A 16029-nucleotide genomic window follows, 5' to 3' on the forward strand; every position below is an offset into this window, starting at 1 on the left:
GCTCAACAAGGTCACGCGGCGAGGGAATGTGAGGGTCACGGTCCCGCCTGGCAGGCGGAGATCAGAACGGGTTGAGCGTATATCCGTTCCGTTGAAGAAGGGCGTGCGCGGTCATGGCCGAAAGTGCCATTTCCACGCCGGGCAATAAATCTTCGCGGGAGACGTCGTAATAAGCCGCGCTCTGACCGCAGACGATCACGCGAACGCCGTGCTCCAGCAGTGTCTCGACCAGATCTGCATTGCGTCTGGCCGTTTCGCTGGCCACGTCATGCACGGCGCCGCCATGAATGACGATGGCGAGATGAAGATTCCCGGGTTCCACACCATTGGCGACGTGCATGTTCAGGAAGCGGGCTGCGCTGGTCAGCGTGCGATTGAGGCCATCCTCTTCCGCCCGGGTCGCGGTATCGAAGGCGATCTGGAAGAATGCTCCGGGAGGCAAGGCGACCGTCGTGTCGACGCTGGCGATCTGGCCGTATTCGGGGATAAGGGGGCCGGGTCCGAAGTCATCTGGCCCTGCGATCGCCGGCGCAGCGGCGAACGGAAGGGCAAGGCTGGCAAGACCAAGCAGGGAGCGGCGCACAGACTGCGCGCGAATGGAAGGCAACATGGCAGACTCCAGATTGAATGAGGTCAGCCTAGCGAGGTCCGGTCCGCTTGTCCTGCTGCCATCCGGCGTGAAATCAGCGTGCGGCTTCACCGAGCGCGTAAAGATAGTCCCAGGTGAAAATCCCGCTGTCATGGCCATCGTCGAAGGTCAGGCGGACGGCATAGCGACCGACCGGCTCGGCGGCGGTGATACCGACATTCTCTTTTCCGGTGACGATCTTCTTTTGTCCGGCGCCATGGCCCTGGACTTCTGCACTCGGGCTTTCCACCCGCAAGGTTTCGAAGGGAATCGAGAAGCTCTGGCCATCATCAAAGCGGGCATGCAGGGCTTTGTCCGCGCTGGAGAAGTCCAGTGTTTCGGGCCAGGGGCGTGACATGCTCAATCCTCGATCCGGCGGGCTTCGTCGGGCAGCATGATCGGGATGCCATCGCGCACAGGATAGGCAAGCCCGGCGCCCTTGGAAATCAGCTCATGCGCGTCACGGTCATAGTGCAGCGTCTCGCGGGTCACCGGGCAGACCAGGATTTCCAGGAGTTTCGGGTCGATGTCGCGGGTTTCGGCGTCGCTCATGGACACTCTCCTCAGGAAAACAGGATGGCGGACAGGCGGCGGCGGCCCTCGCGGGTAACCTCGGAAGCCGGGCCGGCTGCGTCAAAGACTTTCAGGAGCAGGGTGCGTGCAGCCTGCTCATTCCATTCACGATCAAGTGCGGTAATGGCGATCAACTGATCGACCGCTCCCTTGTGATCACCGGTCGCGACGAGTGCTTCGGCGAGTTCGTATCGCGCCTGGAAATTACCGGAGTCCGCTGCAACAGCCTGCCGCAGGGCAGCCGTTGCCGCATCGTCTGCCGGGGCACCCGTTGCCAGCTCCAGCGCGGCGCGAGCGCCATCAATGGCGGGATCATCGGCGCGATCCTCGGGAATTTGGGCGAGGATCTGACGGGCCTTGTCGGTATCGCCAGCTTTCAGCCAGACACGCACAAGCCCGGCAATGGCGCCAGGATGCCCGGGGTCCGATTGAAGAATAGTCCCGAAATCCTGCGATGCCCCCTGCAAATCACCGGTTTCGATCGCAGCCAGTCCGCGTTCGATCATGGCCCGGATCTCGGTTTCGCTGGGCCCCTTGCCGGAGATGCGACCAATGAAGTCCTTGATCTGGCTTTCCGGCAGCGCACCGGTAAAGCCGTCGACCGGCTGACCATTTTTGAAGGCATAGACGGCCGGGATGGACTGAACCCGCAATTGCTGGGCGATGCCCGGATTCTCGTCAATATTGATCTTGACCAATTTGACGGCGCCGCCGGCATCATGGACGCATTTCTCGATCATCGGGCCCAATTGGCGACAAGGGCCACACCAGGGGGCCCAGAAATCTACAATGACGGGCACGTCCTTGGACGGCTCGACCACATCCTGCATGAAGGTGCGATCGGAGGAATCGCGCACCAGGTCGTCATTGGCCGTGTCTTGTCCGTTGTCGCCGCCGATAAGGGTCATGCCGGTTTCCTTGTCATAGCCGGGGTTGGTGCCGAGGTCTGTGATGACTGCCTAAGTGGCCTCTGGGGAAGGCGGATGCAAGCGGTCACTGCGCCGCATCGGCCGCCGCCGCGAGGGCGCGGAAGTCCAAAATCTCTGGTTCGTGGCCTGTGTCGCGCACGAAGCGGACAAGGTCTTCTGCTGCAATTGCGGTGGTCGCCGTGTTCGAGAGCGGATGGAAGTTGACGATATCATGCGCCATCAGCGCGGAATCCAGAACACAGCGCACGCGGGCATCCGGGTCATTCAAGAGCGCAAACGCTGTGACAGAGCCCGGCGTGACCCCCAAGGTTTCGAGCAGAAGCTCGGGCTTGCCAAAGGACAGGCGACCGCAGCCCAGGGCGGTGTGCAATCTGTTGATCCGGATTTCTGTTTCGGCGAGCGCCGAGACCAGAATGAGGGTGCCCTTCTTGTCCCGCAGGAACAAGTTCTTCGTGTGCCCCCCGGGCATGTCATCTTTCATCCCCACCCCCTCCGCGACTGTGAAGATGGGCGGATGCTCGTGGGTTTTGTGGGCGATGCCCAATGCGTCGAGGCGTGCAAACAAGTCTGTGCGGCTGGGTGTCATGACCTTGTTGAAGCGCGGCTGCAGCCCATGTGCAAGAGGACGGAAACAGACGCTTGCAATCTTCGGTGCTTTGCGCGATATACCCCGCTCCCCGGCGGGGCCATGCCCTGCCAATCGTGAGCGGGCGTAGCTCAGGGGTAGAGCGTCACCTTGCCAAGGTGNNGTCGTGAGTTCGAATCTCATCGCCCGCTCCATTATTCCAATGACATAGCGATCATCGAATTCTGGGCAGTGACGCCTTCCGGCACCCTTTTGTCCGTCGAATGGAATTCCGGGATGTCGTGGCACGGGATTTGATCGATCAGTCTTCTCGCGGCCGCCGCACCCGTGTCGGTGTGACGCTCGGGCAGATTGCTGCTCTGCGCTCTGCGCTCTGCGGAGGGGGAGGCGTTGTTGCGCAGTCTGAGATTTCCCGCCCCCAGACCTGCCAATGGTCGAGCGGATTTCCACGAGGATTGACGGTCTGCCGCGTCCGGCGCGGGCGGGGGCCATGGGCCCCATTTTTCCTCCGACAGGGTTCCTTCCCCAGAGAAAGGCCCTAGTTGAGAGGGTTGTTTTCACACTGTTTATTGTGCCGAACAGCTAATTGGTAGTACCAGTTTGGAAGCTTTATCTATACCAATCGTAGGTACCAAAACCACATAATGGACTAGAAGAATGGTTGACAGGCTTTCGATATTGGTCCCCAATCGGTCTATAAAAACCTAAGGGGAGTGAATATGCTTAAATCAGGAGAGGGGCGCCGTCTGTCGCGCTCCAGGTGGACGCGCGCGCTCATGCTGGGCGGCGCGGTTGCTGCCTTCTCGGCGCCTGCCTTCGCGCAAGCCCAGGACGAGCCGGACAACGACATTATTGTCGTTCAAGGTATTCGCCAGACAATTCAGACATCGATCGCGACCAAGCGGGATTCCGACACGGTCGTTGAGGCGCTGTCATCAGATGATATCGGCGACCTGCCGGCGCTATCCATTGGTGAGGCGCTCGAAACCCTGACCAGTGCGACCTCGCATATTGAGCAGGGCGGCGCGACGGAGATCTCCATTCGTGGTCTCGGTCCCTATCTTGGTTCGACCGTGATCAATGGACGCGAGGCGGCCAATGGCAGTGGTGATCGTTCGGTCAATTTCAGCCAGTTTCCGTCCGAGCTGTTCAACTCCCTGGCTGTCTACAAGACCCAGGAAGCCAGCTTCATTGAAGGTGGTGTGTCCGGCCAGATTTCTCTCTCCACGCTCCGTCCGATCGATTACGGGCGCAGCCGTGTCCAGCTCGAATTGAAGGGTAATTACAATCCCGACAATGCGGACCTGAATTTCAACGAGCAGAATATCGGCCACCGCGCGACGCTCAGCTTCGTCGATAGCTGGGAAACCGGCGCGGGCGATTTCGGTCTGTCCTTCGGCTATCAGAGCAATCGCTCCACCAACCCGGAGCAGGAAGCGCGGACATCCAGCGGCTTCCGGGATTGCCGTAACGTCATTTCCGGTGATCCCAACAGCGATAACTTCGGCGTCGACAGTCTCGGCGACGCGGATCAGAACTGTGATTCCGGCGGCGGCGACCTGGCGCTTGAAGTGGATCCGCTCACCGGCGTAGCGCCGGACGCCAACACGCCCTTCGTTTTTGTGCCGAGCCAGCGCCACTTCCGTCAGAACATCACCGAAGACCAGCGCGACTCGATCTTCCTCGCGGCGCAGTGGCAGCCGAATGCACGTTGGGACATCAATGTCGATTTCCAGCAGTCCGACCGGACCTTCCAGGAGCTTCGCAGCGACCTGACAATTGACGGCAATTCAGTCCTCAATGTCGGTGAATCGGGTGAGATTGTTCCGCTCTCGGTCAGCCCGACAGGCGCATTCCTTGGCGGCACGACCTATGACGGTGCCGAGGTCAGCTCTCACTTCGCAGAGCGGATCGAGGAATACACCGGTTATGGCCTGGCTGCCGAGTATCAGGTGACTGACGCGCTCAGCGTCTCCGCGGATTACTCCTACTCGGAGACCATGCGCCGCGAGAATATCGTCCAGTCTCGCCTGCGCAGCGACACGGATGGTGATAGCGGTTCCGAAGATGTCTATGTCGGCATCATTGTTGAGGATGACGCCCAGCGCTTCATCTTTGGCAATTTTGACGTGACCGATCCGGCGAATTTCGATGTGGGTCCGCGAACGCGTGAGGATCTGAACCAGTTCCGCAACAACAGCATCGAAGCCTTCCGTCTCGACTTCGACTATGCGTGGGATAACGGCTTCATCACCAATGTCCGGGGTGGCATTCGCCAATCCGAACTCGAGTATGACTCCGTGCCGCGGGTTCGCCGCGAGACAGATGGTGGTCCGCTTGCCGTTGGCGACGGGGCTGCCGCAAGTGCGGCCTGTATGAACAGCGTCTTCCCGGAGAATGACTTCCTTTCGGATGTCGTCGATGGACCGCTGATCACCAATGTTGACGGTTCGGGCAATGTCATTGACGCCGGTACCGGCAATTCTTACGTGACCTTCGATCCGGTCTGCCTGGCCGAGGCCCTGCTGGGTCGCTCGATCAGCATTCCTGATGCCAGCGATGTCTTCCTGACGTCCGCTGTAATGGGCACGGGCCAGAATCCGCTTCAAGTCGTGGATGTGGCGGAAGAGACGATCGCAGCCTATCTCCAGGCTGACTTCATGGGCGATCTCGGCGACATGCCGGTCCGCGGCAATTTCGGTGTTCGCGTCGTCGACACCGAAGTGACGTCCAACGGGTATCGCGGAGCGCTGACCCTTGATCGCGATGGTGCCAATGTCATCACCGGCATCGGTGTCGACAACAGCAATCTGGTCGAGATCACAGCCAATCACAGCTACACGGAAGTTCTGCCGAGCGCGAACCTCGTTGTGGAGCTGAGGGATGATGTCCTGCTTCGTGGTGGCGTCTATCGCGCCCTCTCGCGGCCGGATCCGTCGGACCTCGGCGTTGGCCGCAGCTTCTCCAGCAGCATCGAAAATGATGGCGGCTCCACCGACGTCGCCGATATCATTGCCCAGGTTACGGGTTTCGGAAATCCGGAGCTCGATCCGCTGATGTCCTGGAACTATGATGCGGCGCTCGAGTGGTATCCGAACGAAGACACGATCCTTGCGGTCGGCGTCTACCACAAGAGCTTCAATGGTGGTTTCCGCAATGTCGGCCAGATCGAGACCTTCTCGGTTGACGGGCAGGACCTGCAGGCAGTTGTGACGACGCAGGATGTTGACGGTGAAGAAAGCACGATCTCCGGTTTCGAGATCTCGGCGGCTCACTCCTTCAGCTATCTGCCGGGGGCCTGGAGCGGTCTTGGTGTCCGGTTCGGCTACAACTACGCCAACTCCGATTTCGAGTTCGAAGATGCCGTCTTCGGTGCGTCTACGATCATCGCGTCTGATGGTACAGCGATCGAGCGTGTTGGTATCGTTGCTCCGGCTGATGTTCCGGGTCTGTCCGAGCACGTTGCGTCGGCACAGGTCTACTACAGCATCGGCGATCTCGATCTGCAGGGTGTGTACAAGTACCGCAGCTCATACTTCCAGCAGTTCATCTCGACGCCTGGAAATCTGCGCTACATCGACGATCGGGGCATCTTCGAGGCGCGCGCTTCGTACCAGGTCTCCGACTCGGTTCGGGTGAGTGTCGAAGCTCTCAATATCTTCGATGAGCCCAAGGTTCAGTACAATCCGACCGCCGACAACTTTGCGGAAGTCAATGTGTACGGGCCTCGCATCTATTTCGGGGTGCGTGGACGTTTCTGATCCACGTCTCTTTCCCATACCTCCATACCCTTACCCTAAAGGGAACTTCGGCGTCTCCTGGTGCCTGGCTCGTCCAGGCACCAGCGGGGCGCCGCCTTGTTCTTGGAGATGGCCTGGAAAGTTTGTAGACCAATTGCGATAATGGTATAGTTTTCGTAGGGCTATAAGATCGGCCCGATTCTCGAGAATGATCAGAACGGGCTTAGGCAAAATGACGACAGACAAGCGCCTCTATAATCAGATTGCGCGCCGGATCACGGCGATGATCGATGAGGGTAAGTTTCCGCCGGGCAGCCGCCTGCCGGGGGAACGGGACCTGGCCGTCCAGCTCGGCGTAAGCCGGGTGACAGTACGCGAGGCGCAGATTGCATTGCAGGCCCAGGGCCGGATTGAAGTGCGCACCGGATCGGGCGCGAAAGTGTTGCCGGCAAAGCCTTCCAGTGACGCCTTGCCGACTATCGAGGCTTTCGAGCTGACCCAGGCAAGGACAATGATCGAGAGCGAGGCGGCCGCCCTGGCAGCCACGATGATTACCGATGACGAGCTCGAGAAACTCGATCAGCTGGTATCCAAGATGTCGGATGACAGCGAGAATGACGAAGCGCTGCATCAGGATGCCGATCGCGAGTTTCACCTGACGATCGCGCGCGCTTCGAAGAATGCCGCCATCATCGACATGATCGAGCGGCTTTGGCGTTTCCGCACCGAAATCGATGAAATCCGAACCGCATACGATTCAATCTGCGGAATATCGCCGGACATGCGCCTGTCGGAGCACCGCGATATTGCGCTCGCCCTGCGAGAACGGGACCCGGATAAGGCCCGGTCCGCGATGCGCCGGCACTTCGCCTGCATCGTCGAGGCAATGCTGAATACTGCGGAGCAGATGGCAATCGAGGAGGCGCGCCGCCGGACCAGTGAGGCGCGCGAGCGTTATCTCGGCAATGGCGAAACTGCCCCGCAAACCGCATAGACCAATTTACTAGTCCGTTTCTTACAAATTGGACTGTGAAATATGTTGTCCGCTTCCATCTGAGTGGTTATGCTCCTGACTGACGCTTCACTAAAAGAAGCGAGTTGGAGGATGCATGACTCGGAAACGATCCAATGGGCCGCGGATATTGCGCGGCGCTGTAGCCTTGCTGGTCGCAGTTTTTGTCTGGTTGCCCGGTATCGCGTCCGCATCAGACTTCCTGGTTACGGACCAGCAGGGCTATCAAGCAGCCCTGGAGCGGGCCGAGCCTGGCGACCGCATCGTGCTCGCCAATGGCGTCTGGGAAGACTTCGAAATCGTGTTCGAGGCGACGGGTACGGCGGATGCGCCGATCTACCTGATGGCCGAAACGCCAGGCGATGTCGTGCTGACTGGTCAGTCCAATTTGCGGATCGGCGGCGAGCATCTGGTTGTATGGGGGCTCACCTTCCGTGACGGCTATTCGCCGACCAGCGAAGTGATTTCCTTCCGCCGCGACAGTCAAACCCTGGCGAACCATACGCGCCTGGTTGAGACGGTGATCGAGAATTACAACCAGCCTGACCGCGAGACCCAGGATTCCTGGGTGGTTGTCTATGGCCGGGAGAACCGGATCGACCGCAATGCCTTTGTCGGCAAGACCAATCGCGGGCCGACCATGGTGGTGCGCCTCAACTCTGAAGGCAGCCAGAACAATAACCATGTGATCGAGCACAATTATTTCGGTCCGCGGGCGCCCCTCGGTGGCAATGGCGGCGAAACCTTGCGGATTGGCGTCAGTGCCTATTCGCGGATCAATTCGGGCACCATTGTCCGACAGAATTATTTTGACCGGTGCGATGGCGAGGTCGAAATCATCTCGATCAAGTCCGAAGGCAATCTGATTACCGAGAATGTCTTCTACGAGTCGCGTGGCTCCGTCGTCTTCCGGCATGGAGGGCGCAATGAGGTTTCGCGAAACGTCTTCTTTGGCAATGGCGTTCCGGATACCGGCGGCATTCGCGTCATCAATGACAACCAGGTGGTTCGCGACAACTATCTGGAGGGGCTGCGCGGCCGAAAATTCCTTGGCGCGCTTGTGGTCATGAATGGTGTGCCGAACTCACCGGAAAATCGCTACCATCAAGTGGACGGCGCCCTGATCAGCAATAACAGCTTCGTAGACGTTCTCGAGTTGGGTTTTGCGGTTGGCAGCGATGAAGAGCGCAGCGCTGTTCCGATCAATAGCGAGATGACCGCCAATATCCTGTTGTCGGATGAAAGCGAGCCGGTTGCCATTTTCGATGACGTCTCCGGCATCAGCTTCTCCGGCAATATATCCAATAATCGCCGTTTCGACGTGATTGGCTCAACGGCTGTGGCCGGCTTCAGTCTCGCGCGTGCCGAGAATGGCCTGGTCTATATGCAGGGTGACGCCGTCGATGGCGCCGTGGGGGCGCCCCGCGACCTGCAGCCCGTGGCCCGCAGTGCGACGGGGCCGCGATATTATGAAAAGCCGTCTCAGGGCACGATCACTGGAGATGTGATCGAGGTTGAGGCGAGCGAAGCCGCGCTTCTGCAGGCTGTCGCTGATGCCGAGCCGGGCGACACAATCCTTGTCGGCCCCGGTGAAATCGCAATTTCATCACCGATCGAAATCGCCACCCCCGTTGCGATCGCGGGTTCGGAGGGCGTGCACATAATGTCTGCGAGCGACGGGCTCTTTCGTCTCCTAGCCGGTGCGGATCTGACGCTTCGCAATGTGACCCTGCATCAAGCCAGCGCAGATACGGCTTTGATCCATGCCGCGGGCGAGCAATATCGCGGCGCCTATCGCCTGAACATTGAAGATGTGGCCCTGACAACTGACCGCGTCGACAGTGTCGGTCCGCTCCTCGGAGCCGACCAGGCGACCTTTGCCCAGATTGTGACGATCGCGCGTTTGCACGTCGCAGACTGGCCCGGATCGATCATAGATCTCAGCGGCGACGGTCTTGATGGCTGGTATCTCGCCGATGAGGTCCGCATTGAGGACAGCCACTTTTCCGGGCTCGCTGACGGATTCGGCCGCTTCGGTCGCGAAGGTCGCGACGAGAGCACATTCGGCCCGCGCTTCAGCCTTACCGGATCTCGCCTGGAGGCGGTGGCAGAAGGCGGTGTCGCCCTCGACCTGAACGGTATTGATCAGTTGCATGTAACCGACAACCGGATCGTCGCATCCGGATCATTTGAGATCCGTCGCCGGGTGCTTGGCTGGCCTTTCGAAATCGGTGCCAATGATGTTGATGACACTGTCAGCCTGACCTTGCGCGGCGTTGACGGAGAGCCAGTGGACGCGACCCTCGCGGGGGGCGCTCAATGATCCGCGCCACCTGCCTCGCCGCGGCATTGATGGGGGCGACCGCCTGTGCGTCAGCTCAGCCCAACCTCATTCTCACCGAGGCTGGCGTGGATGCTTTTCGGGGGGCGGACACGATGCCGGCTCTCGTTGCGCGCGCCCACGATGCTGCCGTCACGCGGGTCGAGGCCAGTCTCGAGGCGGGCCTTGTCGTGCCGGTGCCGGTCGATCCGGGCGGCGGGTATTCGCATGAGCGGCACAAGGAAAACTACAAGATCATCCATGACGCCGGACTGCTCTTCCAGCTGACCGGGGACCGGCGCTATCTGGAGCATGCCGAGGCCTATTTGCTGGCCTATGCCGACATGTACGGGGATTTGCCCCTGCATCCGGAGCGTCGGAACCAGGCGCCGGGACGCCTGTTCTGGCAGAGCCTCAATGAGGCGGTGTGGCTCGTCTACTCGATCCAGGGGTATGACGCGATCCGTGATGACCTGTCCGAGGAGTCGCGGGACAGGATCGAGACCGCCCTGTTACGGCCGATGGCGGAATTCCTTTCCACCGACTCACCCCAGACTTTCCAGCGCATCCACAATCACGGGACCTGGGCTGCTGCGGCGGTGGGCATGACCGGTTACGCGCTCGATGACGACCATCTCGTCGAGCGCGCGCTCCTGGGTCTCGAGCTGGACGGCAATGCCGGCTTCCTGGCCCAGCTCGACCAGCTCTTCTCACCCGACGGCTACTATACCGAGGGCCCCTATTATCAGCGCTACGCACTGATGCCCTTCGTCCTTTTCGGACAGGCGGTCCAGAATAATGAACCCGAGCGGGGCATCTTCGAGTATCGCGACGGCATCCTGCTGAATGCCATCATGGCGACCATCCAGCAGAGCTATGCCGGGCTGTTCTTCCCGATCAATGACGCGATCCGCGAGAAAGGTCTCGATACGGTTGAGGTCGTCTATGGCGTTGCCGCAGCCTATGGGCTGACCGGCGATGCAGGCCTCCTTTCGATCGCGGAACAGCAAGGCACGACGGTTCTTACCGGTGGTGGTTTTGCGGTTGCGACCGATCTGGCGGCCGGGATGGCCACGCCCTTCGAGTTCGACACCCGCCTGCTTCGCGACGGGCCCGATGGCGATCAGGGCGGTCTGGCGATCCTGCGCATGGGCGAGGGCGAACTGGCCCAGACGCTTGTCGCCAAGCATACGGGCCAGGGCATGGGGCATGGCCATTTCGACAAGCTGTCGCTCATTCTCTACGACGGCGGACAGGAAATACTGACCGATTATGGCGCGGCGCGCTTCCTCAATGTGCCATCGAAGGATGGCGGCCGATACCTGCCCGAGAATACCAGCTGGGCGCGCCAGACGATTGCCCACAATACGGTGGTCCTCAACGCGACCAGTCATCATGATGGCGATTGGCGACGGGGCCAGGAAAGCTGGCCCAGCATTGCCCTGTTTGAGCAGCAGGATGGCGTCAATGTGGTGTCAGCCAGCATTGATGATGCCTATCCGGGTGCCACGCTCGCGCGCACCACATTTCAGGTCCGCACGTCGGGCACAGCCGGCCCGCTGGTCGTTGACGTGTTCGATGTCGAGGCGCCTGAAGCATCGCAGATCGACCTTCCGACCTATTTCAACGGCCAGATAACCGACTTCGATGTCAATCTCGCGCGCAATGCCGGCCAGCAGTCGGCCCTGGGGCCGGAAAACGGCTATCAGCACTTGTGGGTTGAAGCCGAGGGCGTCTCGGAAACCGGCGCCGCCCGGTTCACCTGGCTGACCGAGAACCGTTTCTACACCTATCACGCGCTTGTCAGCGAGCCTGTCGAGGCCCGGATTGTCCGCACCGGTGCCAATGATCCCGACTTCAACCTTCGCTCACAGCAGGGAATTCTTCTGCGGGTGCCAAGTGCGGAGCAAGCCCGCTTCATCTCCGTCATCGAGCCTCACGGTCTCTATGACCCGGCCCAGGAGGTGACCGTCGCGAGCGAGAGTGGAATCGATACTGTCCGCACCGTCGAAGGCGACACCGCAACCCTCATCCAGATTGTGTTTAGTACCGGCCAACAGCTCAATGTTGGTCTTTCCCATGATCTCCACTCTGGAGCTCACACGATAAGCGCCGACGGCCACCTCTATGAGTGGACCGGGGCCTACAATATTTTCCGGGAGTGAAACATGCCGTCAGCACAAGCAGGGGCGGTCCGTCGGACCGTCGACGACGAACCGCCCAACTTCATAAAGGCCGATCCGAAGGGTGCCGAGCAGGTCGCGCCGGGCATCCGGCGTCAATTGTTGGGGTATGGCGATGACCTCATGGGCGCGCGCGTCTGGTTCGCCCGTGGTGCCGTTGGCGAGGTGCACACGCACCCGCACACGCAGATGTCCTACGTCGAATCCGGTGCTTTCAAGGTCGAGATCGGCGATCAGGAACAGGTGCTGACAGCAGGGGACAGCTTCTTTGTGCCGTCCGAAAGCCCACATGGCGCGGTCTGCCTTGAAGCCGGTGTCCTGATTGATGTGTTCTCGCCTTCACGGGAAGACTTCCTGCCGTCGCGGGGGAGTGTCTGATGCAAATTCCCCGTCTCCGCTGGTGGGTTGTCACCCTTGTCGCCCTCGCGACCGTTATCAACTATATCGACCGTCAGTCCCTGAATGTGTTGTGGCCGGAAATTTCCGCTGAACTCTATCCGGACAAGAGTGAGGATCAGCGCAAGGAAATCTACGCCCTGATCTCGGTCATCTTTGTGTTTGCCTACGCGTTCGGTCAGGCAATTTTCGGCAAGATATTCGACTGGATCGGGACCCGTATGGGCTTTGCCCTGTCGATCGCAGTCTGGTCGCTTGCAACAGCCGCCCATGCCTTTGCTCGCGGACTGACCTCCTTTGCCGTCTTTCGTGCAATCCTGGGTGTGGCCGAGGCCGGCAACTGGCCCGGTGCGACAAAGGCGAATGCCGAGTGGTTCCCGACCAAGGAGCGCGCGCTCGCGCAGGGGATTTTCAACTCCGGTGCGGCCATTGGTGGCATCATTTCGATTCCGCTGATCGCGTTCCTGTCGGTCTTCTTCGACTGGCACATCATCTTCATCATCATCGGTCTGACCGGTCTGCTCTGGCTTGTGCCCTGGATGGTTCTGGTGAAAGCGCCACCGAAATCCCACCCCTGGGTGACCGAGGAGGAGCGCCAATACATCCTGACCGGTCAACGGCGCACAGGCGCGGAGGTCGTGGATGCCGAGTCTTCCGAGGAGGAGACCAGCTACGCCCCGGGAACCGCGGAATTGTTGTCGCGTCGGCAAAGTTGGGGCGTGATCATAGCCTCGGCGGCGATCGACCCGATCTGGTGGCTCTTCGTCTTCTGGATCCCGATCTATCTGTCCGAAGTCTACGGCTTCAATGTCCGCGAGATCGGCATCTATGGCTGGGTTCCCTATGTCGGTGCCATGTTCGGCGCCTGGTTCGGTGGCCTTCTTGCCCAGAACCGCATCAAGGCCGGCTGGAGCGTTGACGCAACGCGCAAGCTGACGATCACGCTGGGTTGCCTGATCATGCTGCCCTGCCTGCTTGCCATGTCACAGGCCGGCAATCCGGTGGTCGCGGTACTGATCATGGCTGCCATCCTGTTCGGCTTCCAGACCGCAATCGGCAATGTGCAAACCCTGGCCAGCGATTTCCTGAGCGGGAAGTCTGTCGGCACGCTCGCGGGCTTTGCCGGCATGGCGGCAAAACTGGGCGCGGCTGGCCTGACCTATCTCGTGCCCTGGCTCACCCTGGGTGGAAACTACACGCCGGCTTTCGTGATCGGTGCCGGCCTGGCCCTGCTCGCCCTGGCGAGTGTGTGGCTTGTGTGTGGCCGTATCGAACCTCTCAAACCCAAAAAAGAACAAGCCTGACGGCTTCGCAATTCTAGGAGAAGAAGAACATGAAACTCGCTGGAAAAACCGCGATCGTTGTAGGAGGCGGCCGTGACATCGGACGCGCCGTGTCGATTTCCCTGGCCCGCGAAGGGGCCAAGGTGGTCGTGAATTACAATAATGACGACACCGCAGCCCAGGCGACGGTCGATGATATCACCAAGGCTGGTGGTGACGCGATCCTGGTCAAGGCCGATGCCACCAAGATGTCCGAAATGGAGAAGTTGGTTTCGGCAGCCCAGAACGCCTTCGGCTCTCAAATCGATATCCTCGCAACGGTTGCGGGCGGAATGGTCGCTCGCAAGACGCTGGATGAAATGGACGAGGAATTCTTCGACTGGGTGATGCGCCTGAATGTGCACTCGGCCTTCTTCGCAATGAAGGCGACCGTCCCGCACATGAAGGAAGGGGCCTCCGTCATCAATTTCGCCTCGCAAGCGGGTCGTGACGGGGGTGGTCCCGGCGCTACCGCCTATGCGACGGGCAAGGGCGCTGTGATGACGTTCACCCGTGGCATGGCGAAGGAGCTCGGTCCGAAGGGTATCCGCGTCAATGCAGTGTGCCCGGGGATGATTGCAACCAGCTTTCATGACCGCTTTTCGAAGGATGAGGTTCGTGAGAAGGTTGCCGGCATGACCCCGCTGCGCCGCCAGGGCGCAGCCGACGAGGTCGGCGATGTGGTGAGCTATCTGGCATCTGACGAAGCATCCTTCCTCACGGGTGTTTGCCTGGATGTGAATGGCGGCTTGCTGTTCTCGTAGGCGCCAGGGGGTATCCGGGAGATGAATGCGATGGGTCGTCAGTCCGACTTCGAGCCGCGGGGCAAGCGAGTTATCTGTTTTGGCGAGGTCATGGCAGAACTCGCCGACCTGCAGGCTGACACGGCCCGGGTCGGAGTCGGCGGCGACACGTTCAACACTGCCGTCTATCTCGCGCGTCTCGGAACCTCTGTCCGCTACGCAACGGCGCTCGGGACGGATCCATTCAGCTTGCGGATTCGCAACCGTATGGCGACCGAAGGGGTCGGCGACGATCTGGTGATGACATCACCGGACCGCAATTGCGGTCTCTATGCCATCGAGGTCGATGCGACAGGGGAGCGCAGCTTCACTTACTGGCGATCGCAAAGTGCGGCGCGGCAGTTTCTGGACATGCCGCGGTCCAATCCGGTGATCGCTGAAATGGCGAATGCGGACGTGCTCTACCTGTCCGGAATAAGCCTGTCGCTTTTCCAGACTCCCAGCCAGCAGGAAAAACTGGTCGACCTGGTGGGAGCGGTCCGGCGTAAAGGCGGCCAGGTCGTTTTTGACACCAATTACCGGCCCGCAGGATGGGCCTCGAAGGCGCAGGCGCGCGATGCGGTCAGGGCCGTGATGCCCATGGTGTCGCTTGCCCTGCCGACTTTCGAGGACGAGCAGGCTCTGTTCGGCTTTGACCGTGTCGAGGACTGCAGTGATTTCTGGCGAGAGGCCGGCGTGGACGAGGTGATCGTCAAGTGTGGGCCTCGCGGGGCCTGGTCAAGCCGTGACGGCGATTGGGTCGCGCCGCCAGAAATCATCAAACCGCTCGACACAACCGGCGCTGGCGACAGTTTCAATGCGGGCTATCTGCACGCACGCCTGTCCGGTGCAAACTGCCGGCAATCCATTGCGCGGGCCCATGCTTTGGCAGCCGCTGTGCTCGGTGTGCGAGGCGCTCTCCTGCCGACAGGTGTGCCGCTGCCGGGGCAATTCGAGGAGCAGGATCATTGACATGTGCAATTCCCTGAACGCAACCCGCTCGCCTCTTCCGATTGCCGATTTCTACCCGACCTTGTCAGCTGATATCGACCGTTCGCCCATTCGGATTCACGGCAGTATTGACCCAGAGGGCGGACTTCGGGCGAGCGTTTCCCCGTCCGATGGTCTGAAGCTTCACCTCGACGGGCATACGCGTTACTGCCTGTCTCCGCAGGTGGCTCCGGACAATCTGTTCGACGATGAGACGCTCGCATCCTGGCCGTTGCCGCGCCGCGAGGGCGAAACAGCCCGCCAGGGCCTGCAGCGCCTTTTGCGCACGCAACCGCAAGCGGTCGACCGGTCTGAGGCAGGACGGTTTCTGTGCACGCTCTATCTGTGGGCGCAGGAGATAGCCTACGAGTTTGACCTGCGCGGCGGTCTGATCCTGCACGTCGACCCGGCCTGGCGCGTTGCGCTTGATGATCAGGATTGCCGCGATGCAATCCTGCGCTTTGCCTGCGCCGTGAAACACCGCGTGGCGGTCGAGCTGAGACTGAACACCATGCTTTCCTGATCAGCCCGAGGGGCGATTTGCCGACGGGTCCTCAAACAACGGACA

General features: G+C 60.5%; 14 protein-coding genes and 1 tRNA gene. 10 read left to right on the top strand and 5 right to left on the bottom strand.

What is annotated here, in order from left to right:
• Positions 1 to 61: 61 nt before the first annotated feature.
• The 5 genes from JXQ94_RS14885 to JXQ94_RS14905 form a co-directional block, all read right to left on the bottom strand.
• A complete protein-coding gene (locus JXQ94_RS14885; RefSeq protein ID WP_421924561.1) occupies positions 62 to 610 on the bottom strand; it encodes a DsrE family protein in 549 nt (182 codons plus the stop codon).
• Between the two features lie 73 nt (positions 611 to 683).
• Complete coding sequence (locus tag JXQ94_RS14890; protein WP_421924562.1) at positions 684 to 986, bottom strand: gamma-butyrobetaine hydroxylase-like domain-containing protein; 303 nt, start codon at positions 984 to 986, stop codon at positions 684 to 686.
• 2 nt (positions 987 to 988) lie between these two features.
• A complete protein-coding gene (locus tag JXQ94_RS14895; protein ID WP_421924563.1) occupies positions 989 to 1180 on the bottom strand; it encodes a Trm112 family protein in 192 nt (63 codons plus the stop codon).
• An 11-nt stretch (positions 1181 to 1191) separates the two neighbouring features.
• Complete coding sequence (gene trxA / locus JXQ94_RS14900) at positions 1192 to 2109, bottom strand: thioredoxin (RefSeq protein ID WP_421924564.1); 918 nt, start codon at positions 2107 to 2109, stop codon at positions 1192 to 1194.
• Between the two features lie 85 nt (positions 2110 to 2194).
• On the bottom strand, positions 2195 to 2716 hold the full coding sequence (locus JXQ94_RS14905; RefSeq protein WP_421924779.1) for a prolyl-tRNA synthetase associated domain-containing protein: 522 nt from the start codon (positions 2714 to 2716) through the stop codon (positions 2195 to 2197).
• Between the two features lie 120 nt (positions 2717 to 2836).
• Between JXQ94_RS14905 and JXQ94_RS14910 the strand changes: the two genes are divergently transcribed.
• The 10 genes from JXQ94_RS14910 (at position 2837) to JXQ94_RS14955 (ending at position 15984) form a co-directional block, all read left to right on the top strand.
• Positions 2837 to 2910, top strand: a tRNA-Gly gene (locus JXQ94_RS14910).
• 525 nt (positions 2911 to 3435) lie between these two features.
• The gene (locus JXQ94_RS14915) at positions 3436 to 6477 is read left to right on the top strand and encodes a TonB-dependent receptor (protein WP_421924565.1); all 3042 of its coding nucleotides are present in this window, start codon (positions 3436 to 3438) and stop codon (positions 6475 to 6477) included.
• Between the two features lie 211 nt (positions 6478 to 6688).
• Positions 6689 to 7450: a FadR/GntR family transcriptional regulator gene (locus JXQ94_RS14920; RefSeq protein ID WP_421924566.1), complete on the top strand. Its 762-nt coding sequence runs from the start codon at positions 6689 to 6691 to the stop codon at positions 7448 to 7450.
• A gap of 115 nt (positions 7451 to 7565) precedes the next feature.
• The gene (locus JXQ94_RS14925; protein WP_421924567.1) at positions 7566 to 9791 is read left to right on the top strand and encodes a chondroitinase-B domain-containing protein; all 2226 of its coding nucleotides are present in this window, start codon (positions 7566 to 7568) and stop codon (positions 9789 to 9791) included.
• The gene (locus JXQ94_RS14930) at positions 9788 to 11953 is read left to right on the top strand and encodes an alginate lyase family protein (RefSeq protein ID WP_421924568.1); all 2166 of its coding nucleotides are present in this window, start codon (positions 9788 to 9790) and stop codon (positions 11951 to 11953) included. Before JXQ94_RS14925 ends, JXQ94_RS14930 begins: the two co-directional genes overlap by 4 nt.
• Before the next feature lie 3 nt (positions 11954 to 11956).
• Positions 11957 to 12349: a cupin domain-containing protein gene (locus tag JXQ94_RS14935; RefSeq protein WP_421924569.1), complete on the top strand. Its 393-nt coding sequence runs from the start codon at positions 11957 to 11959 to the stop codon at positions 12347 to 12349.
• Positions 12349 to 13671, top strand: a complete 1323-nt coding sequence (locus JXQ94_RS14940) for an MFS transporter (protein WP_421924570.1) — start codon at positions 12349 to 12351, stop codon at positions 13669 to 13671. The genes JXQ94_RS14935 and JXQ94_RS14940 overlap by 1 nt, the downstream gene beginning before the upstream one ends.
• A 29-nt stretch (positions 13672 to 13700) precedes the next feature.
• Positions 13701 to 14453: an SDR family NAD(P)-dependent oxidoreductase gene (locus tag JXQ94_RS14945; RefSeq protein WP_295691811.1), complete on the top strand. Its 753-nt coding sequence runs from the start codon at positions 13701 to 13703 to the stop codon at positions 14451 to 14453.
• A gap of 21 nt (positions 14454 to 14474) precedes the next feature.
• Positions 14475 to 15443: a sugar kinase gene (locus JXQ94_RS14950; RefSeq protein ID WP_421924571.1), complete on the top strand. Its 969-nt coding sequence runs from the start codon at positions 14475 to 14477 to the stop codon at positions 15441 to 15443.
• Position 15444: 1 nt separating this feature from the next.
• Positions 15445 to 15984: a hypothetical protein gene (locus JXQ94_RS14955; protein ID WP_421924572.1), complete on the top strand. Its 540-nt coding sequence runs from the start codon at positions 15445 to 15447 to the stop codon at positions 15982 to 15984.
• The last annotated feature ends 45 nt before the right edge of the window (positions 15985 to 16029 follow it).

Source organism: Maricaulis maris, from assembly GCF_049116555.1.
Classification (GTDB): Bacteria; Pseudomonadota; Alphaproteobacteria; order Caulobacterales; family Maricaulaceae; genus Maricaulis; species Maricaulis maris_C.